The 20,035-nt window shown below is 60.3% G+C and carries 22 protein-coding genes; 11 read left to right on the top strand and 11 right to left on the bottom strand.

What is annotated here, in order from left to right:
- Positions 1 to 19: 19 nt before the first annotated feature.
- The 5 genes from DET50_RS17830 to DET50_RS17850 form a co-directional block, all read right to left on the bottom strand.
- A complete protein-coding gene (locus tag DET50_RS17830; RefSeq protein WP_113864085.1) occupies positions 20 to 1,375 on the bottom strand; it encodes an APC family permease in 1,356 nt (451 codons plus the stop codon).
- Between the two features lie 11 nt (positions 1,376 to 1,386).
- Complete coding sequence (locus DET50_RS17835; protein WP_099614203.1) at positions 1,387 to 1,743, bottom strand: hypothetical protein; 357 nt, start codon at positions 1,741 to 1,743, stop codon at positions 1,387 to 1,389.
- A gap of 174 nt (positions 1,744 to 1,917) precedes the next feature.
- Positions 1,918 to 2,589 carry a copper resistance protein B gene (locus tag DET50_RS17840; RefSeq protein WP_099614202.1) on the bottom strand — a complete coding sequence of 224 codons (672 nt, stop codon included), beginning with the start codon at positions 2,587 to 2,589 and terminating at the stop codon, positions 1,918 to 1,920.
- 68 nt (positions 2,590 to 2,657) lie between these two features.
- Positions 2,658 to 4,424: a copper resistance system multicopper oxidase gene (locus tag DET50_RS17845; protein WP_113864086.1), complete on the bottom strand. Its 1,767-nt coding sequence runs from the start codon at positions 4,422 to 4,424 to the stop codon at positions 2,658 to 2,660.
- Between the two features lie 76 nt (positions 4,425 to 4,500).
- Positions 4,501 to 5,058 (bottom strand): cupredoxin domain-containing protein, encoded by a 558-nt coding sequence (locus DET50_RS17850; RefSeq protein WP_113864087.1) that lies wholly within the window; start codon positions 5,056 to 5,058, stop codon positions 4,501 to 4,503.
- 202 nt (positions 5,059 to 5,260) lie between these two features.
- Between DET50_RS17850 and DET50_RS17855 the strand changes: the two genes are divergently transcribed.
- From DET50_RS17855 to DET50_RS17875, 5 genes are all read left to right on the top strand, one after another.
- Positions 5,261 to 5,926 carry a response regulator transcription factor gene (locus DET50_RS17855; protein ID WP_113864088.1) on the top strand — a complete coding sequence of 222 codons (666 nt, stop codon included), beginning with the start codon at positions 5,261 to 5,263 and terminating at the stop codon, positions 5,924 to 5,926.
- Positions 5,913 to 7,250: an ATP-binding protein gene (locus tag DET50_RS17860; protein WP_113864089.1), complete on the top strand. Its 1,338-nt coding sequence runs from the start codon at positions 5,913 to 5,915 to the stop codon at positions 7,248 to 7,250. The genes DET50_RS17855 and DET50_RS17860 overlap by 14 nt, the downstream gene beginning before the upstream one ends.
- A gap of 31 nt (positions 7,251 to 7,281) precedes the next feature.
- Positions 7,282 to 8,175 (top strand): cation efflux transmembrane domain-containing protein, encoded by an 894-nt coding sequence (locus DET50_RS17865; protein ID WP_113864090.1) that lies wholly within the window; start codon positions 7,282 to 7,284, stop codon positions 8,173 to 8,175.
- A 12-nt stretch (positions 8,176 to 8,187) separates the two neighbouring features.
- Positions 8,188 to 8,646 (top strand): Cd(II)/Pb(II)-responsive transcriptional regulator, encoded by a 459-nt coding sequence (cadR, locus tag DET50_RS17870; protein WP_113864091.1) that lies wholly within the window; start codon positions 8,188 to 8,190, stop codon positions 8,644 to 8,646.
- 86 nt (positions 8,647 to 8,732) lie between these two features.
- A complete protein-coding gene (locus tag DET50_RS17875) occupies positions 8,733 to 9,407 on the top strand; it encodes a cation diffusion facilitator family transporter (protein WP_113864092.1) in 675 nt (224 codons plus the stop codon).
- Here DET50_RS17875 and DET50_RS17880 read toward each other — a convergent pair.
- Positions 9,376 to 10,293: an AEC family transporter gene (locus tag DET50_RS17880; RefSeq protein WP_113864093.1), complete on the bottom strand. Its 918-nt coding sequence runs from the start codon at positions 10,291 to 10,293 to the stop codon at positions 9,376 to 9,378. The genes DET50_RS17875 and DET50_RS17880 overlap by 32 nt on opposite strands.
- Before the next feature lie 187 nt (positions 10,294 to 10,480).
- Between DET50_RS17880 and DET50_RS17885 the strand changes: the two genes are divergently transcribed.
- From DET50_RS17885 to DET50_RS17910, 6 genes are read left to right on the top strand one after another with little or no spacing between them, the layout of a single operon-like run.
- Positions 10,481 to 10,930 carry a c-type cytochrome gene (locus DET50_RS17885; protein ID WP_092002109.1) on the top strand — a complete coding sequence of 150 codons (450 nt, stop codon included), beginning with the start codon at positions 10,481 to 10,483 and terminating at the stop codon, positions 10,928 to 10,930.
- Between the two features lie 15 nt (positions 10,931 to 10,945).
- The gene (locus DET50_RS17890) at positions 10,946 to 12,361 is read left to right on the top strand and encodes a cbb3-type cytochrome c oxidase subunit I (RefSeq protein ID WP_113864094.1); all 1,416 of its coding nucleotides are present in this window, start codon (positions 10,946 to 10,948) and stop codon (positions 12,359 to 12,361) included.
- A gap of 60 nt (positions 12,362 to 12,421) precedes the next feature.
- Entirely contained in the window at positions 12,422 to 13,372 is a 951-nt protein-coding gene (locus tag DET50_RS17895; protein ID WP_113864102.1) for a 4Fe-4S binding protein, read from the top strand.
- 13 nt (positions 13,373 to 13,385) lie between these two features.
- Positions 13,386 to 15,209, top strand: a complete 1,824-nt coding sequence (locus tag DET50_RS17900) for a nitric oxide reductase activation protein NorD (protein ID WP_113864095.1) — start codon at positions 13,386 to 13,388, stop codon at positions 15,207 to 15,209.
- A 2-nt stretch (positions 15,210 to 15,211) separates the two neighbouring features.
- The gene (locus DET50_RS17905) at positions 15,212 to 15,787 is read left to right on the top strand and encodes a cytochrome c oxidase subunit 3 (RefSeq protein WP_113864096.1); all 576 of its coding nucleotides are present in this window, start codon (positions 15,212 to 15,214) and stop codon (positions 15,785 to 15,787) included.
- A gap of 52 nt (positions 15,788 to 15,839) precedes the next feature.
- Entirely contained in the window at positions 15,840 to 16,079 is a 240-nt protein-coding gene (locus DET50_RS17910; protein WP_113864097.1) for a cytochrome C oxidase subunit IV family protein, read from the top strand.
- Positions 16,080 to 16,260: 181 nt separating this feature from the next.
- Here DET50_RS17910 and DET50_RS17915 read toward each other — a convergent pair whose 3' ends face one another.
- The 5 genes from DET50_RS17915 to DET50_RS17935 form a co-directional block, all read right to left on the bottom strand.
- Complete coding sequence (locus DET50_RS17915; protein ID WP_113864098.1) at positions 16,261 to 16,644, bottom strand: hypothetical protein; 384 nt, start codon at positions 16,642 to 16,644, stop codon at positions 16,261 to 16,263.
- Positions 16,610 to 17,398 carry a CbbQ/NirQ/NorQ/GpvN family protein gene (locus tag DET50_RS17920; RefSeq protein ID WP_113864099.1) on the bottom strand — a complete coding sequence of 263 codons (789 nt, stop codon included), beginning with the start codon at positions 17,396 to 17,398 and terminating at the stop codon, positions 16,610 to 16,612. Before DET50_RS17920 ends, DET50_RS17915 begins: the two co-directional genes overlap by 35 nt.
- A complete protein-coding gene (locus DET50_RS17925; protein ID WP_258546168.1) occupies positions 17,395 to 18,198 on the bottom strand; it encodes a PhnD/SsuA/transferrin family substrate-binding protein in 804 nt (267 codons plus the stop codon). Before DET50_RS17925 ends, DET50_RS17920 begins: the two co-directional genes overlap by 4 nt.
- The gene (locus tag DET50_RS17930; RefSeq protein ID WP_113864104.1) at positions 18,155 to 19,297 is read right to left on the bottom strand and encodes a cytochrome D1 domain-containing protein; all 1,143 of its coding nucleotides are present in this window, start codon (positions 19,295 to 19,297) and stop codon (positions 18,155 to 18,157) included. The genes DET50_RS17925 and DET50_RS17930 overlap by 44 nt, the downstream gene beginning before the upstream one ends.
- Positions 19,298 to 19,395: 98 nt before the next feature.
- Positions 19,396 to 19,737, bottom strand: coding sequence for a c-type cytochrome (locus DET50_RS17935; RefSeq protein ID WP_113864100.1), 342 nt, complete (start codon positions 19,735 to 19,737; stop codon positions 19,396 to 19,398).
- Positions 19,738 to 20,035 lie beyond the last annotated feature (298 nt).

The following is a 20,035-nucleotide window of genomic DNA, read 5'->3' on the forward strand; positions in this document are numbered from 1 at the left end:
TCTCCAGGTCGATAACCTATTAATGGTGATGATGCACCTGAGTTCCCTCATGCCCGGATTCCCGGGTGCGCGCAGTTCTGGTCAGGAACAGCTGCTCGACAATGGCAATCACGGCCATCGTTGCCACGGCCACACCGATAACAAAAGGATCGGTGTTCAGTTTCACCCAGACAAAACCACCAAGTGCCAGCATATCCAGAATGATCGCCGTCGCCGGCACCCAGACGCTTGCCTTCACATCTGCCCGCAGATACCGAAGCACGCCCCAGTGAATGGCAATATCCATGACCAGGTAGAAGACGATCCCCAAAGCCGCAATGCGGGAAAGATCAAAAAAGGCCGTGAGGATCAGCCCCAGGACCACAGTGTAGACCAGCGTGTGCTTCTGGATGGTTCCCGGCATGCCGAAATGACTGTGGGGCACCAGCTTCATCTCCGTCAGCATGGCCAACATGCGCGAGACAGCGAAGATACTGGCCAGAATGCCACCGGCGGTGGCCATCATGGCGATGGCAACCGTGAACCAGACACCATAATCCCCCAGTGCCGGGCGTGCGGCTGCAGCAAGGGAGTAGTCCCGGGTCTCAATGATTTCAGCCAGTGAAAGATTGCTGGCAACGGCAAAGCCAACCAGGGTGTAGATCACCACACAGGCTGCAATGGAAATAACGATAGCGCGCCCCACGTTCCGGTGCGGATCCTTCACCTCGGAGCCACTGTTGGTGATGGTGGTGAAACCCTTGAAGGCCAGTATCCCGAGCGCGGTGGCACCCAGGAAATTACCAGCGGTTCCCGCTTCTCCCGGTGTGGAGAAATCAACCGATATGCTGTCGGCGATCCAGACACCCACCAGCCCGAAAACCAGTATCCCCCCTATTTTCAGAATACCGATGAAGGAGGCCACTCCCTGGATCATCCGGTTACCCAGCAGGTTGATCAGAAAAGCCCCCAGGATCAGCGATACGCCGAGAATGGGTACCATGCGTCCGCTTTCGTCGCCGCCGAACAACTGCATGGTGTAGGAACCGAAAGTACGCGCCAGAAAACTCTGGGCAATCACCATCGAGAAATACATCAGCAAGGCGTTGAACGCAGTTGGCAAGCGGTTCCCGTAGGCTTTGTGCAGATACATACCAATGCCTCCGGCGGATGGCCAGGCATTGGAGATCTTGATATAGGAGTACGCGCTGAAGGCCACGATGACCGCAGCCGCCAGAAAGGCCAGCGGAAACAGCACACCCGTCATCTGGGCCATCTGGCCGGTCAGTGCGAAGATACCGGCCCCAATCATGACGCCGGTTCCCAGCATCACGGTTCCGGGAAGCGTCAGACTTCCTTCCTGATAATGGGTGGTTCTGTCCTGCTCACTGCCCATTCAACCTCCTGTCACTTTCGTTTCATTGGCGGAATCTTCGAACAACAGAATGGCTCGTGATTGGCATTGGCCCGGACGTTGTCATCGGTAAACCGGTACCAGGCCAGTTTCCTGCGCGTCCACCAGCCTCCGGGAAGCCTCCCGTCATAGCCTGCAACCAGATCGAGCAACTCATCGATGGACCAATGACTTCCATCATAGGTCACGAATAGACGGTTGCCCGGCTTGCGCTCGGCGAAGTCCACGCAGGGGTGGTGATTCAGTTCGTGAATGAAATCCTCCCACTGACTCTCACCCAGCCCCTCAACGGGCAATTTCCTGTGGAGAAGAAAGGGTTCCTGACTGGTTGCTTTGTGAGCTTTGGTCATGGCATTCACCTCCCAACCTGCTTGCTTTGACCTCATCACAACATCCGAAGCTGAATTGCGGCTGAAAATCAGCTGCCTCAACCGCCCCCGGTTGATCCACATCAACTTGTCAGCAACAAAAAACGGGCCGAGGCGGGTACCCTCGGCCCGTTAGCTGGAGTGTCAGAGGCGGACTCAGAACGAGACTCTTGCTCCGATAACGGCGAACCAGTCCTCGGTGCCTCCCCCTTCTGCTTCCGCAAAGTCGGCGGTGTCGCCATATTTGCGTTCGTGGACCACGCCCAGGTAGGGCGAGAAGGACCGGTCAACCAGGTCATAGCTCAACCGGAGCCCGGTTTCTGTAGAAACCAGCCCCTTGCCCACACCAATTTCCCGGTCTTCACTGAAAGCAACAGTGGCATCCAGTGCAGCAGACAGGATCAGGTGATTGGTGAACAGCAGCTCGTACTCGGCATCAAACTCCGCCGAAGTATCGCCTTCGTCACTGACATACAGGCTGGCATCCACCTCGAACCAGTGCGGAGCCAGGCCGGTCAGCCCCAACACCCCATAGGTACGGTCCGGGCCCTCGGGCGTGTCGAAGCGCACGCCGGCCTTGGCGTCGAAGAAGCTGGAAACCGGCGTCTGCAGGAGCAACTGGTTTTCCAGCTTCTCATAGGCCTCTTCTTCGATCGCGTACTCACCTTTAGTCAGCCAGCGGAACTTGAGTTCATCAGTGCCGTAGAAGGCATCGCCGTTCCAGACCCCCAGTTCCTCGTCATCGTCACTGTAACGATATTCCAGTTCCTCGAACTGGACACCCCAGAGGCTCAGCGCGTCCTTCCGGCCGGACTGGTCCTGCGGCATATCACTGCCCAGCACGGGCAACGATGGCAACGTCAATGCCAGTGCAAGCGCAGACAGGGTCAAAGTCCTCATGCATCACCTCCGTCATTCGCAACTTCAACGCCGGCGGTGTTGCCCTGGTCCGGACCACCCTCGACCACGACCTTGCGGAACATGCCGGAGGCGGCATGGTAGGACAGGTGGCAATGGAAAGCCCACTGGCCCGGCGCGTCCACCTCGGTTTCCATATAGACCGTAGTGCCCGGTTGAACGCTGACGGTGTGTTTGACCGGGTTCCACTCCCCGGCCCCCACATCGAGGATGGACCACATGCCATGCAGATGCATCGGATGCGTCATCATGGTTTCGTTAACAAACTTGAACCGGACGCGCTCGCCGTATTGCAGCTTCAATGGTTCCGCGTCCTCATACTTGACGCCGTCAATACTCCAGGTATACCGCTCCATGTTGCCGGTCAGGCGCAGTTCGATTTCACGGGTGGGTTCCCGCTCCTCGTACAGTGGCTTCTGGGCCCGCAAATCCGAGTACGAGAGGAACTTGCCACCATTCGCCGCCACCGGCACCAGGCCGCTACCCTCCGCGTAGAAGGGATCGCTGGCACCACCTTCGGCCATGATCATGGCACCGTGATCCATGCCCGAGTGGTCCATTCGGGCCATCGTAGTGCCAGCGTCAGCGGCCATGCCGGAGCTGCCATTCATACTGGCCTGTTCCATTGAACCCTGGCTCATGTTGCCATGGTCCATGTCTTCCGCACCGTCGCGGGTCGCCATATCGCCATCGGCCATACCATGCATGCCGCCCATATCGGCCATGGTCAGCAATGGCGCCTCTCTCAGTTCGGGCACGGGCCCTTGCATGCCTTCCTCAGGCGCCAGAGTCGCCCTCGCATAGCCCGACCGCCCCATGGATTCGGCGAAGATGGTGTAGGCCTCGGCGGTCTTCGGCCGGACAATGACATCGTAGGTTTCCGCCACACCGATGCGGAACTCGTCCACGGTAACCGGCTGCACGTTATTGCCATCTGCCTGAACCACGGTCATCTCCAGACCCGGAATCCGGATATCAAAGTACGCCATGGCGGACGAGTTGATGAATCGAAGACGGATGCGTTCACCCGGCTCGAATACGCCGGTCCAGTTCTGCTCGGGCCCCTTGCCGTTGATCAGGCCGGTAAAACCCTGAACGTCCTCCACGTCGGCCTTCATCATGCGCATGTCGCCCCAGGCCAGACGGTCCTGCAGGGCGGTCATGAAACCGTGCTTCGAGATATCGGCAAAGAAATCCCCGACCGTCTGCTGCTGACGGTTGTAGTAATCCGGCATCATCTTCAGATTACGCATGACCCGGTTGGCATCGTGCGGGTGTTTGTCGGTGAGCTGGACCACATAGTCCCGGTCATACCGGAAGGGCTCGCGCCCCTCGGGTTCGATCACGATTGCACCATAGGCGCCGTTGGGCTCCTGAAAACCGGAATGGCTGTGGAACCAGTAGGTGCCGCTCTGCACGATGGGAAACTCGTACGTAAACGTCTCGCCGGGCTGGATACCCTCAAAGCTGATACCCGGCACACCATCCTGCTCGAACGGCAGGATCAGTCCGTGCCAGTGAATGGAGGTCGGCTCATCCAGATTATTGGTGACATTGATCGTCACGCTCTCCCCTTCCTTGAACCTGAGCACCGGTCCGGGAGAGGCTCCGTTGTAGCCGATGCCCTCTTTCACAAAGTCACCGGTGTCAATCATCACGCGGTCCACGGTGAGGCTGTACTCACCGGCAGCCGCGATCACAGGCAAAAGGAGCGCGAGGGCCCCTGCCATAAGGGCGTTCTTCATGTGTTGGTTACTCCTGGAATACTGCAACGGGAGCACCGGAAAAGTGGTGCTCCCTTCTTATCGTCCTCGGGCGGGATCAGTCTGCGCGGGCCTGGGTGTCGGCTGCGGAATCGAAGTTCACGTCACCGTACATTCCGGATTGGTAGTGGCCAGGGATATTGCAGGCGAATTCCATGTTGGTCTTGCTGCTGAAGGTCCAGATGATTTCCTTCTTCTGGCCCGGCTCGAGCAGAACGCTGTTGGGATCATCATGCTTCATGGTGTGACCGTTACCCATATCCATATTCATCATGTCCTCATTGAGCTTGCCACCCTGAATCACGCCGTGCTCGACCATCATCTTCATTTCGTCCCGATGGGCCTCGTGCATATCGGGAGTACCGATATTGAATTCATGCACCAGTCTGCCCTTGTTCTCGATCATGAAACGCACGGTCTCGCCTCGAGTAACCTCGATGGCTTCGGGTTCGTAATAGTTGTCGTGCATTTCCACCTGGATGGTGCGGGAAACATCGCCTGCATTTCCGGGCTCACCAATGCTGCTTCCATGACCACCACCGTGACTGCCTGCGGCAAATGTAGTTGCGGTCATCGACATGGCCGCAGCCGCAACAAAAAGCTTTGATGCATTCATCCCATCTTCTCCTGTGAAATAATGTGCGTTAGTACGCCAGTCGGCTTGCCCTGAAACTTGAGCAATGCCAAGAAACGATTGATACCATCTCGCACAAACCTGAATCCTTTCTGAAAATGACCAACAATTTAGAGTTCAGGCTGAATTCAGGTAAGTCAGTGACACTGACGCGGCCGACAAGACGCCGATAAGGAACAGAACCATGCGCCTACTGCTTGTTGAAGATGACCGCTTGCTGGCCGATGGCCTGGCCCGCCAGCTTGAAAAAGCGGGCTTCAGTGTGGATACCACCTCCATGGCCCGGGAGGCTGTCGTGCTGGGAGAGCAGGAGGATTACCGGGCGGTGGTTCTGGATCTTGGGTTGCCCGACGGCAGCGGCCTGGAGGTATTGAAAAAATGGCGGGCGAACCAGATCAACCTGCCGGTCCTGATTCTGACCGCCAGGGGTGACTGGCAGGACAAGGTAAATGGCCTTAAGGCCGGCGCGGACGATTACCTGGCCAAACCCTTCCAGACCGAAGAGCTGATCGCCCGCCTCAACGCCATTGTTCGCCGCAGTGAAGGCAGGGTTCACTCGGTGGTGAAAGCGGGCCGGTTCGAGCTGGATGAGAATCGCCAGAGCCTGAAACTGGCCGATGGCACCGAGCATACCCTGACCGGCACCGAGTTCCGCCTGCTCCGCTGCCTGATGAGCCGTCCCCGGCATGTGTTTTCCAAGGAACAGCTGATGGAGCAGCTTTACAACCTCAACGACAGCCCCAGCGAGAATGTGATCGAGGCTTACATCCGTCGACTCCGGAAACTGGTGGGCGCCGATACCATTGCAACCCGACGCGGCCAGGGTTATCTGTTCAATGACACTGTTTAAGAAGCCGGTGTCCGTGAAGGGCACCCTGCTCGTCCTGCTGTTACCGGCCGGCATCGGCCTGATGGCTCTGGCCTGGCTGGTACACGGGCTATTACTGGACCGGATGGCGAGGGAATTCGTTGAAAGCCGACTGAAGGACGAGGTCGCGTTCCTTGAACACCAAATCCGGGAATCCGGCGGTCGCATTGACACGCTCCAGACCGGCGACTATTTCCAGGAAGTCTTTCACCATTCCTTTGCCATCCAGTCCCCCTACCGAACCCTCATTTCCCCGGAATCCTGGAAGCCTCTGCTGATGCCCCTACTCGAGTCCGGGCCGGACGGTGCCACTCAGGTCGGTAGCAGAGGGAGTAGCGACAGCCCCTCCAGCATCCTGGCCTACAGAGAGTCGTTCCGGGTTGGCGACACACCCATTGTCGTGATTGTCTCGGAAGATCTGGGCGCCCTGAAACGCAGCCAGGCCGAGCTGCATGCGTGGACCGCCATCGTTTCCATTCTTCTGATCATGCTGCTCGTTGCGGTGATCTGGCTGGGCATCATCCTTTCCATGCGGCCCGTCGTGACCCTCAAGGCTGCCCTGAAGAGGCTTCAGGATGGCGAAATCTCCCGTATTGCCGTTCAGGCCCCGGAGGAGTTCCAGCCGTTGGTGCAACAGCTCAACCAATTGCTCGATTCCCTCGACCAGCGACTGGAACGCTCCCGGGACGCACTGGCGAATCTGTCGCATAGCGTCAAAACCCCCATCGCGGCAACCCGGCAGATTCTGGAAGACACCAGCCGCCCGCTGGACGCCCCCATCAGACACGAAATGGCTGCACGGCTCGGGGATATCGACAAACAACTTGAAGCGGAAATGCGCCGGAGCCGGTTTGCCGGCCCTCAGGTGGGGAAAAGCGCCTACCCGGTCAAGCAGGCACGGGATCTTCTCTGGATGCTGGGCAGGCTCTATCCGGAAAAATCCTTCGAATTGTCTTCCGAGTTGATGGAGGAACGGCGTTGGCCGCTGGAGGAACACGATCTGAACGAAGTGCTCGGCAATCTGCTGGATAATGCCGGCAAGTGGTCGGAGAAGACCGTCGAGCTTTCATTACTGGAGGAAGACGGCCGAATGATAATGCGGGTCGAGGACGACGGCCCCGGCGTTCACTCCGAATCCGTGCCTTCTCTCGGTGTCCGCGGGCTTCGGCTGGATGAACAGACTCCCGGCCACGGCCTTGGCCTGGCCATCGTCAGGGAAATCACCGAACGTTACGGTGGTACACTTACCTTTGACACAGGGGCTCGGGGCGGTCTTCGCGCCCTGGTCGATATTCCCTGGACGTGAACGCGGAATAGTGGATGGGGCAATTCGTTTCATGAATGAAGCCAGAACAGGTGAATGCGGTTGTAAGTCAGTCGATCCCGGAAGCCAAACACCGGCGGCGCCCCAATCGTCGGGCGAATGGGTCAGCCTGTACCGTATTCCCAAAATGGACTGCCCGTCAGAGGAGCGGATGATTCGCATGGCCCTGGACGGCTGTGCCCAGATCGGCGGCCTGTCATTCGACCTGGAAAACCGTCAGCTCCAGGTGCTCCATGACGGCGACGCCCAACCTGTTACAGACAGGCTCCGGCCCCTGGGACTGGGAGCAACCCTGCAGGAAACGCGCCCCGCGGATCCGGATGCCCTCGAAGCAGCCACAGCAGCGGCGACTCGTGCTGGCGAGGAATCCGGCACCCTGAAGATCCTGCTCGCCATCAACGCAGTGATGTTCGTGCTGGAACTGGCAACCGGCCTGATCGCCCAGTCCACCGCCCTGATTGCCGATTCCCTCGACATGTTCGCCGATGCGGCCGTCTATGGTCTGTCACTGTATGCTGTTGCACATAGCATCCGGATGCAGGTGCGCGCGGCCCATGTTGCCGGCGTTCTGCAATTGATCCTGGCCCTCGGGGTACTGCTGGAAGTGGGCCGGCGGTTCCTGCTGGGCAGCGAGCCGGAATCGGCGCTGATGATGGTGATGGCTCTGATTGCCCTGGTGGCCAACAGCACCTGTCTGATCCTGATCTCCCGGCACCGGCATGGTGGCGCCCACATGAAAGCCAGCTGGATATTCTCCGCCAACGACGTGGTCATCAATCTCGGGGTCATCGTGGCAGGCGCCCTGGTGGCCTGGACCGGTTCCAACTATCCCGACCTAGTGGTCGGCACCATTGTGGGCCTGATCGTGTTGAACGGAGCCCGGCGCATTCTGGCGCTCAAATCCTGAAGGAGGGGAGCCTTGAGAATCGGAGCCATTGCCAAACAGGCGGGCATTCCCGTCGAGACCATCCGATACTACGAGAAAATCGGCCTTCTGCCCGAACCGGTCCGTGACGCCAGCGGCTATCGCAGCTACCGCCAGGCTCACCTGGAACGGTTGTTGTTCATCAAACGCTGTCGCAACCTCGATATGGCCCAGGATGAAATTCGGGAGCTGATCCGTCTGGCGGAAAACCCGGATGCCGACTGCAGTGGTGTGGATGCTCTGCTTGCCCGCCACCTGGATCATGTGCGTGAGCGTTTGAGGGAGCTGGCGAGCCTGGAGCAGACCCTGGAAAAGCTGCAGGCCGCCTGCAGTGACGGGGGCACGGTCAGCGAATGCGGCATACTCGGAGGGCTGACCTCCGAGCTCGACAAACTGGACATGGCCAGCGACCACAATCATGTCCCGGGCACCCACGGCCAGGGCCACAGCTGACGAATCTGAGGCCCCCGCCTCCGGCGGTTGACCCTGTAGCAACTATAGGGTTTTTACTGTAGGCAACTGAAGAACAGGAGGACACCATGGCCTGCAGTTGCTCGGCTCCCGAACCCACATCCCCCGCCCCCGGGTTCCGCAAGGCGCTCTGGATCGCCCTGTGGGTGAACCTTGCCATGTTCCTGGTGGAGGGTATTGCCAGCATCCAGTCCGGCTCGGTCTCGCTGATGGCCGATGCCATCGACTTCTTTGGCGACAGCGCCAACTACATCCTTTCCCTGAGTGTTCTGTCCATGGGCATGCTCTGGCGTGGTCGGGCCGCCATGGTTAAAGGCTTGACCATGGCCACCTTCGGCCTTGTGGTCTGGGCCCGGGCCATCTGGGTGGCCCAGAGCGGAATCACGCCGGAACCACTGACCATGGGTGCCGTGGGTCTGCTGGCGCTGGCGGCCAATGTCAGTGTCGCCGTCATGCTGTTCCGCTTCCGCGAGGGAGACTCGGACATGCGCTCCGTGTGGTTGTGCAGCCGCAACGACGCGATCAGCAATATTGCGGTCATGGGTGCTGCGCTCGGCGTCTTCGGCACCGGCACCGCCTGGCCGGACCTGGTCGTGGCGGCCATCATGGGCAGCCTCGCCGTCACTGCCGGCATCAGCGTGGTTCGCCATGCCCGCAAGGACATCGCCGAGGCCCGGACCTGCGCGGTGGAACCCGCCACCAACAGCTCGTCTAGAACGCCAGGGAAATCATCACCGGGATGAACGCCAGGGCGAACAGGGTGGTCAGCAGCACCGTGCCCGCCGCCTGCCTTGGCGCCGTATCCAGCAGGGTCGCAATGACTACGGTGTTGGCGGCGATCGGTGTGATGGAGATCAGGAACATGGCCTGGTGCACGGCGGTATCGTAGATTCCCAGGATGTTGGCATCCAGCCACCAGAACAGGGTCGCCACCAGCGGCCAGACCACGAACTTGCCGAAGAACGCGAGACCGGTGAAACGGATATTGCCGGCCAGTCCCCGGAACGAGGTGATGCTCATACCGATGATCATCATGCCCAGGATGCTGTAGGCGCCACGCAGGTTGTCGAACAGCGGTACAAAGATATCCGGAATCCGGACCCCGGACAGGTTGAGCGCCACCGCCGCCAGAAAGGCATACACCGAAGGAAGTTTCACCACCCGCCACAGGGCGTCCTTCAGGTCATACCGTCCACGCGCCGCCAGGTAGAACCCCACCGAATTCTCGAACAGCGTGGTGCCGAGCATACACACGATATACAGCCCCAGCCCCTCTTCCCCGAACAGCAGCAGCGCCACCGGCACGCCGAAATAACCGGTATTCCCGGAGCCCACACAAAGGGGAATGATGCTGGCGCTGCCGTCAGTCACCACGCGCCTCGCCAGTTTCATCTGGGCGATCCCGAGAACTGAAGATATCGCGAACACCAGAAACGGGAGCAGAACCACTTCTGGCGACAGCGGCGCCGCCATCACACCGGAAAACACCACCGACGGCGTGACGATGTAAAGCATGATCCCGGCGATATGTTTGCCACTTGCCTCCAGGTAACGACCGGCAATCCAGCCCAGGGCAACCGTGACATACAGGGGGATCAGCTTCAGGAATAATGCCAGCGCAGCGGCCATCGAGGTCTCCGGACAACAGGTTTCAGGTTCAGCGCGCGAAGTCTACCACCTACCCCTCCGGAGGTAACTCCCCGGCGCAATAGTGTGAAATTCGGTAATGCTTGATAATCGTCAACAGCATTTGAAATACATCTTTATATCCTAGTGCTGTAGTCAGGTATTCCACAACGACCAAGGAGAGAGACCGATGGCCGAGCGCTTTACCAAAAGCATGGCCAGGAACATCTACCTGGGAGGCAGTGCCTTCTTCGTATTACTGTTCCTGGCCCTGACTTTTGACACTCAATCACGGGCCATGCCCGAACGGGATAACCGGGACCAGCTCACCGAGCAGGTAGTCCGGGGCAAACATGTCTGGGAAAACAACAACTGTGTTGGCTGTCATTCCCTGATGGGCGAAGGCGCCTACTTCGCACCGGAGCTGGCCAACGTGTTCGACCGCCGGGGCGCCAGTGACTCCGAGGTCTTCAAGGCCTACATGAAGGGCTGGATGAATGCCATGCCTACCAACGTGCCGGGCCGCCGGCAGATGCCGCAGTTCAATCTGACCGACCAGGAAATCGAGGATCTGGCGGCGTTCCTGGAGTGGACGTCCAAGATCGACGATAACGGCTGGCCACCCAACATTGAAGGCTGAGGGAGCAGAAACGACATGAAATACGAATCCCAACGGGTCGCCATGCCCTACTTCATCTTTGCCCTGATCCTGTTTGCCGGCCAGATCGTGTTTGGCCTGGTGCTGGGTCTGCAGTACGTGGTGGGAGACTTCCTGTTCCCGGAAATCCCCTTCAACGTTGCACGGATGGTGCACACCAACCTGCTGATTGTCTGGCTGCTGTTCGGCTTCATGGGCGCCACCTACTATCTGGTGCCGGAAGAGGCCCAGACGGAACTGTACAGCCCGTTGCTGGCCTGGATCCTGTTCTGGGTGTTTGCAGCTGCCGGTACTCTGACCATTCTCGGTTATCTGTTCGTGGACTATGCCACCCTGGCGGATGTCACCATGAACAAGTTGCTGCCCACCATGGGCCGTGAATTCCTGGAACAGCCCACTATCACCAAGATCGGAATAGCGCTCGTGGTGGTCGGCTTCCTGGTCAATATCCTGATGACCGCCCTGAAGGGCCGCAAGACCGTCGTCAACATCGTACTGATCACCGGCCTGGTCGGCCTGGCCGTGCTCTGGCTGTTCTCCTTCTACAACCCCGGCAACCTGACCCTGGACAAGTACTTCTGGTGGTTCGTGGTGCACCTGTGGGTTGAAGGTGTATGGGAACTGATCATGGGTGCCATCCTGGCCTATGTGCTGATCAAGATCACCGGGGTTGACCGTGAGGTCATCGAGAAGTGGCTGTACGTGATCATCGCCATGGCCCTGATCACCGGCATCATCGGTACCGGCCACCACTTCTTCTGGATCGGGCCGCCCGAGTACTGGCTGTGGCTGGGTTCGGTGTTCTCCGCCCTGGAGCCGCTGCCGTTCTTCATGATGGTGCTGTTCGCCTTCAACATGATCAACCGCCGCCGGCGCAATCACCCCAACAAGGCCGCCATGCTCTGGGCCATGGGTACTGCAGTGATGGCATTCCTGGGCGCAGGCGTATGGGGCTTCCTGCACACGCTGGCCCCGGTGAACTACTACACCCACGGCAGCCAGATCACCGCGGCCCACGGCCACATGGCCTTCTACGGCGCCTACGTGATGATCGTGCTGACCATCATCTCCTACGCCATGCCGATCATGCGCGGGCGCCCCTACGGCAACAGCAATACCGCCCAGATTCTGGAGATGTGGGGCTTCTGGCTGATGACCATTTCCATGGTGTTCATCACCCTGTTCCTTACCGGCGCCGGCATCCTGCAGATCTGGCTGCAGCGGATTCCGGAAAGCGGCGAGGCACTGTCGTTCATGGCCACCCAGGACAACATCGCATTGTTCTACTGGATGCGCTTCGTGGCCGGCTGTTTCTTCCTGGCCGGGCTGATCGTGTACTTCGGCAGCTTCTTCATCAAGGGGCAGGCGTCCCCGGCTGAAGAAGTCCGTGGCCCCGCCACCGAAGACGCGTAAACCCACTCCTGAGCGGGGTTGCCGGTGGCCCGGCAGCCCCGCCAACTCCGGACACCGACCGTGCAAGTACAAACGATCAATCCGAGGGATACACTGCAGAGGAACCGACTGATCACTCGGGCCAGTTTCTTTGCGTTATTCCTGCTTGCACCGGTCCTCAACCTGTTCCGTTACGACCTGACCGAAACCCGATTTATCCTGTTAGGGTTTCCGCTTTCGTTTAACCTGAACCTCGACTGGGTCGCCCAGAGTTCACCGGCGGATGTGGCCGGGCAGATCCTGTTCTGGTTCATCCTTCCCATCCTCGTACTGGTACCTCTGGTACTCTGGATTGCGTGGAAATGGGGACGGATCTACTGCGGCTGGCTGTGCCCACATTTTTCCGTGGTGGAAACCGTCAATCATCTGATGACCCGGATCACCGGCCGCCCCACCCTGTGGGAAGCGCTGAAGAAAGGCCGCCGGGGCAAAGTCATCCACTGGGCGGGACTGACCCTGGTGTGCGGACTGATCGGGTTCTCCTGGGCACTGGCAATGCTGTCGTACCTGCTGCCGCCAATCCCGCTCTATACGGATCTGGTGAGCGGCAATCTGGCGTTCTACCCCTCAGTATTCCTGGCCGTGGCCAGTACCGTTTTCACCCTGGACTTCCTGTTTGCCCGGCATCTGTTCTGCAAGTATGGCTGCGCCTTCGGCGTGGTGCAGAGCATCGCCTGGATGACCAATGGCCGCGGCCGCATGGTGACCTTCGACACAGCCCGCGCCGCCGCCTGCCGGGACTGCACCAAGGCCTGCGACGAGGCCTGTCCGATGCGGCTGCCCACCCGCAGTCACAAGCGCGCCAAGTTCACCTGTACCCAGTGCCTGCAATGCGTAAGCGCCTGCCGCGAGGTGCAGAAAGACAACCCCGATGGCAGTCTGTTGCACTGGGAGCCGGGCGAGCCCAACCGGCAGACCGTGCTGATCCCGGTGCACCAGCTGGACAGCGAACCGGCCGGGCGCCGGGGCTGACAAGGAGCAAGCAATGGAAGAATGGGTTGGCTACAAATGGCATGAATACATCACACGGCAGGCACTCGGGGAGTTTCCGGAACATGCCGTTCACCTGAAAGACGAAGCCCGCAACCTGGGCATCCTGTTCCGGGCCCTGGGCGGTGATCCGGCATTGAGCCTGGTCACGGCCGAACCCCGGCATTTCCGGTTGCGCCGGCGATTCCTGCACAAGCTCGCCGGCACCCACCGCAAGTTCGAACTGGCCTGGCGTGATGACCAGAACCTGCGACTGCCCGAACGCGTGGCCCTGTTTCCGTCAGCAAGCCTGAACCGGGACCTTTACCTCTGGCTGGCAGCGCTGGCCGCCTCGCCGGAACCCGAAGACAGCAACTGGTTCACCGGCAACCAGGCCATGGTCCAGGACGTTCTGGTGCGTTGGCCGGGATTGGAACGCATCTATCAGCGTCTGGTCAGCCACGCGCTGCAGTGGCGCCCGCACCCGGATGAACTGCCGCCGGGCGAGGCCGCCCGGGAAGACGCCATTCGCCAGGCGCTGATTCATCCCGGCAGTGTCACCCGGATTCCAGTCGCCGGTACCGACCCCTGGCCGGTCATTCTTTGGCTCTACCCGTCCCTGAACCAGGGCCCTGCCAACGGCCAGGTCATAGGTGACGACAACACCCAATCCAGCCCCGGCGGGCTGTCGAAGAAACACAAGCGCCGGCAGGCGGAACGGGTCGAAGGCTTCGACCGGGACCAGGGCCTGATGATCTTCCGGCTGGAGAGCCTGTTCTCCTGGACCGAGTTCATTCCGGTCGATCGGGCCGGTGACGACACCGAAGAGGAAGACGCCGAGGCCGTGGCCGACGACATGGACATGATCTCCGTGTCCAACGACCGGCGCGAGACCTCCTCCTCCATCAAGTTCGACCTGGACCTGCCCTCGGAAGAAAATGACGACCTGCGCCTGGGCCCCGGCATTCATCTGCCGGAGTGGGACTGGCGCAGCCAGAGTTACCGGGAGAAATTCTGCTGCCTGCAGCCGATGCTGGCCCGGGATGCCCGGCCGGCAGAACTGCCCGAACCGCTGAGGCGGCCCGCCAAACGGCTGCAACGGCAGTTCAGTACCCTGAAACCGCTCAAACAGTGGCAAAAGCGACAGGTGGAGGGCGAGGAACTGGACCTGGATGCCTGCCTGGAACGGGAGGTCCAGAACCGCCGGCGCCAGGGCGCCATCGACCAGAAACTGTTCCGGCGCTGCCAGCAGAGCCAGCGGGACCTGGCCTGCCTGGTGCTGGCCGATGTGTCCCTGTCCACCGAAACCTATATCAACAACCACCAGCGCGTGATCGACGTGGCCCGGGACGGCCTGCAACTGCTCAGCGAAGCCCTGCAGGCGAGCCGAGACCCGTTCGCCCTGTTCGCCTTCTCCTCCCGACGCCGGGACCATGTGCGCTTTCATCACATCAAAGGCTTCGACGAGGCCTATACCGGCACCATCCGCGGCCGCATCCAGGCCCTGGAGCCGGGCTACTACACCCGCATGGGCACCGCCATCCGCCAGGCCACCCGCTTGCTCCAGGCCCGTCACGAACACCAGAAGATCCTGCTGCTGCTCACCGATGGCAAGCCTAACGACCTGGACCTGTACGAAGGGCGCTACGGCGTGGAAGACACCCGCATGGCCGTGCAGGAAGCCCACAGGGCCGGCCTGACCCCGTTCTGCGTCACTATCGACGACGAGGCCAGCGAATACCTGCCCTATGTGTTCGGCAGCAACCACTACGTGGTGATCCGGGACCCGGCCCAGCTGCCCCTGCAACTGCCCAAACTCTATCTCAACCTGACCCGATGACCATGACCGACCTGACTGCGACCAAGGCCAGACACCTGCCGGGCGACCTCGCCGTGTGGATGTTCATCTTTGCCGAACTGGCGGTGTTCGGCATCCTGTTCATCGGTTTTACCGTCGCCCGCAGCCTGGATCCGGCCACTTTTCACGCCGGCCGCGAAGTTCTGCACCCGTGGATCGGTCTGCTCAACACCGTGGCGCTGATCACCGCCAGCTATCTGGTGGCCACAGCGGTGCACCGGCTCCGGCATGGGGAACAGGGTACGCAGCTGCGACTCTGGATGGCGATCGCAGTGTCCACCGTTTACACCGTCGGCAAACTGTGGGAATACGCCGATCTGTATGGCCAGGGCTACAACCTGGGCACCGACACCTTCTTCATGTTTTATTTTTTCCTGACCTTCTTCCATTTCATGCACGTGCTGCTTGGGCAGATCATCCTGATCGTCCTGGCGGTGAAGGTCGGCAATGGCGACTACGACGGCACCGACATGAACGGCATGGAATCCGGGGCTTCTTACTGGCACATGGTAGATCTGGTGTGGCTGGTGCTTTTTCCGATGGTTTATGTGCTGACTTGATGTGGAGTGCTGCTGAACCGATGCTGAGCGCCGAACAAGCGGAGCGAATGACATGCTGACAATCTACCTGGCGTTGATGATCTGCACTGCGCTGCCGGTCATCGCCCTTCAGACGGGCCTGGGGCCCGAATTCCTGGCCTGGCTGGTGTTTGCCCTGATTGTGGTGAAGGCGATGCTGCTGGTGGACCACTTCATGGAAATGCGAAAGGCCCCCAGAGGCTGGCGCCTCGCCGCCCAGGCCTGGGCGCCGGTGGTGGTGGCAGTGATTGCCGGGTTTCATGCGGCGAGCTAGGGGGGGGGGGTCGGCGTGAAGATGGGGTCAGATGAAGGCTTTCATCAGACCCCGGAGTAACCCGACAGCTGGGCGGAACCTGGGGTCAGATGAAAGCCTTCATCTGACCCCGTCTTGGACTCCCACTCCCCGAAGCTTGGCCGAACATGGGGTCTGAAGAACGCTTTCTTCTGACCCCGTCTTAGCGGGCCTGCAACCAGCACTTGGGAAACAACGGCTTCTTGTCCGCCATCGCCTGCGCCAGGGCCACCATCCCCCACAATACAAACCCCGTGTGCAGTACGATGGCCCACACCAGGGCGAAGCTCCAGAAGTGCCCGGTATTACCCAAGGCCAACCAGGCCACACCCACGCCGGAGCTGATCAACACCGCACCGACCACCGACATGACCAGTGCCGCCCGGGTATGGTCCCGGCGCAGCGGTTGGTCACCCTCACTATGAAGATACAACCAAACCAATACGGCAAACCCGACTACCGGAATCGCCAGCAGATTCAGCAAATACCAGATAACGGGAACCACTGCCCCGCTAGCGACTTTCTCCCGGCCGCCCGAATACTGCATACACCACCTCCATGAGTGCTGCCACCGTGGCTTCATCGTCCGACAACGGTTCTATCATGCCGGCCCGCACTGCATCCAGCGGCGGCAAGCCTGCCTTGATCATCATCGCCGTGTGAATCAGCAGGCGCGTGGACGCTGCCTCTTCCAGATCGTGATCCTTCAGGTTTCTCAGCGCCGACGCCAGGCTCACCAGCTGCCTGGCCAGATCCCGGTCGCAGCCGGCTTCCTCGGCGACGATGGTCTGCTCTGCCGCCTCGGAGGGATAGTCGAACCGCAGCGACACGAAGCGCTGCCGGGTGCTCGGTTTCATGCCCTTGAGCAGGCTTTGGTACCCCGGGTTATAGGACACCACCAGCATGAATCCGGGCGCCGCCTGCAGCAGTTCACCGGTGCGCTCGATGGGCAGCTCCCGGCGATCGTCTGCCAGCGGGTGGAGTACCACTGTGGTGTCCTTGCGGGCTTCCACCACCTCGTCCAGGTAGCAGATGCCCCCTTCGCGCACCGCCCGTGTGAGCGGGCCATCCTGCCAGTATGTGCCGTCGGGGCCGATCAGGTGCCGACCCACCAGGTCCGCCGCTGTCAGGTCGTCGTGACAGGCCACCGTGTACACTGGCCGGTCCAGCTGTTCCGCCATGTAGCGGACAAAGCGGGTCTTGCCGCAGCCGGTGGGGCCCTTGATCAACACAGGCAGACCGTTGTCGGCCGCGGCCTGGAAAAGTTCGATCTCATTGCCAACCGGTTGATAAAACGTCATTGGGAAACTTCCTCTGAATTCAGGCGCTCGGGCCTGCTAAAACCATGAACCCATTCGGGAAAAACCGCGAAGATCTGGCGGTCGCCGCTCCGGGTGAGTCCTGCCAGGGCATCCTCGCAAAGCAGGGCCGACATGTTCCAGCCCGCTCCCCGATACCATCCGCCTGCGGAAACAGGCTTGCCAGCCCAGGTGACAACCAGGCCGTTTTTCTCCAGCATCGGCTCCACAAAGGCCGCCTCCGACACCGCCGCATGGGTGTTATTGTGCAGTAACAGGCCCAGCGCCGAGCTGAAGTCCCCGGCTTCATAAAGCTGCTGCCGGGCCGGCGTCACACCCGCTTTTGCCAGGGCCTCCAGGGCCAGGCGTGAGCCCAGCGGATCCGGACCTGCCACAGTTGCCAGATCACGCCCTGCCAACTCGGCGATTGAACCTACCCCCGCCGTTCGCCGGGTCACCCAGACAGGCGTGGGCCGATCACCGGTGCGGTTGGTTGCCACCAGCACCGGCTCATTGCCGGCCCCGCTCTCACCGGGCCGGAACTCAAGCACGACATCCTGTTCAGACTCACCAAAGCGCACGTCCGCCGAACAGCCGGCCTGGGCCAGAAAACTGGTCAGGCGATGGCGGGCGACGGCGGTCACCGCCGTGACAGACTCGATGCGGATCCCCAATGGCGACGGATTTCCCGCTGCACCAGAGCTCCCCGACACCGCCATGCCAAACGCCAGTGCCAGGCCAACCCGGCCCTCATTGCGGCTACAGGCCAAGCGCATGGGCCCGGCTGGTAAAGAAGATGCCACTGGGCTTCTCCGCATCAAGTGTTGCCACCGGCTCCAGGGTCCGGGTGCTGTACACCGTCACCCGGTTGCTGTCCCGGGCAGACACCCAGACCTCCTCGCCCCGGGGCGTGAACTCCATGTGCAGTACCGCCTCGCCAGGCTCCAGGGTCTGGATAATTTCCCTGGTCTGCGAATCAATCACCTGTATCACATCGTTTTTCGGGTGGGCAAAGCTGACCCAGATCTGCCGGTTGTCGGGGCTGGCCATCACGAACACCGGCTGGCCCTGCACCGGAATCCGGTCTACCAGTGACCAGTCATCCATGTTCGCCACCAGCACCTGGTGGTGTCCGACCGCCGGGAAAAACGCCCGGCCATCGGCGATGGCCCAGCCTTCAAGGTGGGGCATCTTGTACACCGGCAGTTTCTGCTCGCCCTTACCATAGTCCGGCAGGATCTCGGTTACCCCCTGCTCCGGATTCCAAAAATCCAGCATGGACAAGCCATCCTCGCCGAAGAGACCGGCGATATAGTGGCGGCCGTCCGGGGTAATCAGTGCGTCGTAGGGGGCGTCACCGGCGTCGAACTTGCGAACCGCCGGCTCGGACGCGGCCATATCGAGGGTCCAGATCTGGTCTGCATCAAACAGGCTGAACACGAACCGGTTGCCCGGTGCATCCACCAGCCCGACGGTCTTGGACTGCACTGTCTTGCCCTCGGCGTCGGTGTAGCTGGCCGGGATATCCATCACCAGTTCCAGGGTCTCGCTGTCAAAAACCTTGACGCCACCGGGCTCGTAGTTGGAAACCGCCACGAACCGACCATCCTGCGAGATAGCGCCGCCAATGCTGTTACCCGACTGGATAACCCGCTCGACAATGGACCGGGTTAGCAGATCGACTTTGGTGAGGCCGCCGTCGCGCCCGAACACATAGCCATAGCGGCCATCCCGGGAATACACCACCGAAGCATGGGAGAGGTCCCCGAGCCCTTCAACCCGCCCGAGCACTGAATGCCGGGAAGTATTGATCACCAGTACCGAACCGGTCGCACGCTCGATGATCAGGCCGAGATCGCCAGTGCCCATCAGCTCCTGCGAAGGCGAGGCCGGAGTGAACATCTGGCAGCCGGCTAGCCCCACCACCAGGAGGACAATCAATAACAGACGCTGGAAAACATGTCCGGGATGATCCATTGCTTGGCGAAGCTCCTCATAGGTCATTGGGGCGAAACCAGGGTGCCGGCCTTCAGTTGCCGGCTGATCCAGTCAATTTCTTCAGGTGTCAGAAGAGGCTTCCAGGGCGGCATGGCCGTATCCGGCACCCCCTCTCGAATGATCGCCGCAATGGCTTCGGCAGGCAGCCGTTCCAGGTTTTCCGGGTGCAGGGCAGGCCCCAGTCCACCTTTGAGAGTCATGCCATGGCAGGATCCGCAGTCCTGCAACACCAGGTTGGCCAGTTCCGGTTGGGTGCGGGGTTCCGCGCCGGTGACCGGCGTCAGCAGCAGGGAACAAACCGCAAGAAGACTCAGCTCCCGCTTCCAGCCTCTGTTCCTGCCCATCGCTCTGCTCCCGTTGTCAGATCTACCGGAATCATGGTCGCAACGCCTTATTGCGTCATCCTTGATATTGGTTAAAAGAGAAAGGCAATGCCAGTGTTCATTGGAAATACCCACGGAGGGGTAGTCCGACCACAATTAACATTCATCTGATATTAATCAATGTTCATGAAGCCCAAGAAGCGAAACCTAAAGGCACTCTTAAATCCGGGTATCCGGAATTTCTGGTTGATAAAATGCCAAAGATGTAAAGAAGAAAATCTTTCTCAGCGGATTATCTGATTGATCCTCTTCAGCCTAC

This window comes from Marinobacter pelagius (assembly GCF_003315345.1).
Taxonomy (GTDB): Bacteria; Pseudomonadota; Gammaproteobacteria; order Pseudomonadales; family Oleiphilaceae; genus Marinobacter; species Marinobacter pelagius_A.

What these genes read in the sequence shown, in the direction of transcription:
- DET50_RS17905 (WP_113864096.1), top strand. Translation starts at nt 15,212, where the DNA reads ATGACCGACCTGACTGCGACCAAGGCCAGACACCTGCCGGGCGACCTC.
- DET50_RS17845 (WP_113864086.1), bottom strand. Translation starts at nt 4,424, where the DNA reads ATGAAGAACGCCCTTATGGCAGGGGCCCTCGCGCTCCTTTTGCCTGTG.
- DET50_RS17910 (WP_113864097.1), top strand. Translation starts at nt 15,840, where the DNA reads ATGCTGACAATCTACCTGGCGTTGATGATCTGCACTGCGCTGCCGGTC.
- DET50_RS17885 (WP_092002109.1), top strand. Translation starts at nt 10,481, where the DNA reads ATGGCCGAGCGCTTTACCAAAAGCATGGCCAGGAACATCTACCTGGGA.
- DET50_RS17860 (WP_113864089.1), top strand. Translation starts at nt 5,913, where the DNA reads ATGACACTGTTTAAGAAGCCGGTGTCCGTGAAGGGCACCCTGCTCGTC.
- DET50_RS17880 (WP_113864093.1), bottom strand. Translation starts at nt 10,293, where the DNA reads ATGGCCGCTGCGCTGGCATTATTCCTGAAGCTGATCCCCCTGTATGTC.
- DET50_RS17835 (WP_099614203.1), bottom strand. Translation starts at nt 1,743, where the DNA reads ATGACCAAAGCTCACAAAGCAACCAGTCAGGAACCCTTTCTTCTCCAC.
- DET50_RS17830 (WP_113864085.1), bottom strand. Translation starts at nt 1,375, where the DNA reads ATGGGCAGTGAGCAGGACAGAACCACCCATTATCAGGAAGGAAGTCTG.
- DET50_RS17930 (WP_113864104.1), bottom strand. Translation starts at nt 19,297, where the DNA reads ATGTTCACTCCGGCCTCGCCTTCGCAGGAGCTGATGGGCACTGGCGAT.
- DET50_RS17890 (WP_113864094.1), top strand. Translation starts at nt 10,946, where the DNA reads ATGAAATACGAATCCCAACGGGTCGCCATGCCCTACTTCATCTTTGCC.
- DET50_RS17900 (WP_113864095.1), top strand. Translation starts at nt 13,386, where the DNA reads ATGGAAGAATGGGTTGGCTACAAATGGCATGAATACATCACACGGCAG.
- DET50_RS17840 (WP_099614202.1), bottom strand. Translation starts at nt 2,589, where the DNA reads ATGCCGCAGGACCAGTCCGGCCGGAAGGACGCGCTGAGCCTCTGGGGT.
- DET50_RS17935 (WP_113864100.1), bottom strand. Translation starts at nt 19,737, where the DNA reads ATGGGCAGGAACAGAGGCTGGAAGCGGGAGCTGAGTCTTCTTGCGGTT.
- DET50_RS17915 (WP_113864098.1), bottom strand. Translation starts at nt 16,644, where the DNA reads ATGCAGTATTCGGGCGGCCGGGAGAAAGTCGCTAGCGGGGCAGTGGTT.
- DET50_RS17865 (WP_113864090.1), top strand. Translation starts at nt 7,282, where the DNA reads ATGAATGAAGCCAGAACAGGTGAATGCGGTTGTAAGTCAGTCGATCCC.
- DET50_RS17875 (WP_113864092.1), top strand. Translation starts at nt 8,733, where the DNA reads ATGGCCTGCAGTTGCTCGGCTCCCGAACCCACATCCCCCGCCCCCGGG.
- DET50_RS17855 (WP_113864088.1), top strand. Translation starts at nt 5,261, where the DNA reads ATGCGCCTACTGCTTGTTGAAGATGACCGCTTGCTGGCCGATGGCCTG.
- DET50_RS17920 (WP_113864099.1), bottom strand. Translation starts at nt 17,398, where the DNA reads ATGACGTTTTATCAACCGGTTGGCAATGAGATCGAACTTTTCCAGGCC.
- DET50_RS17850 (WP_113864087.1), bottom strand. Translation starts at nt 5,058, where the DNA reads ATGAATGCATCAAAGCTTTTTGTTGCGGCTGCGGCCATGTCGATGACC.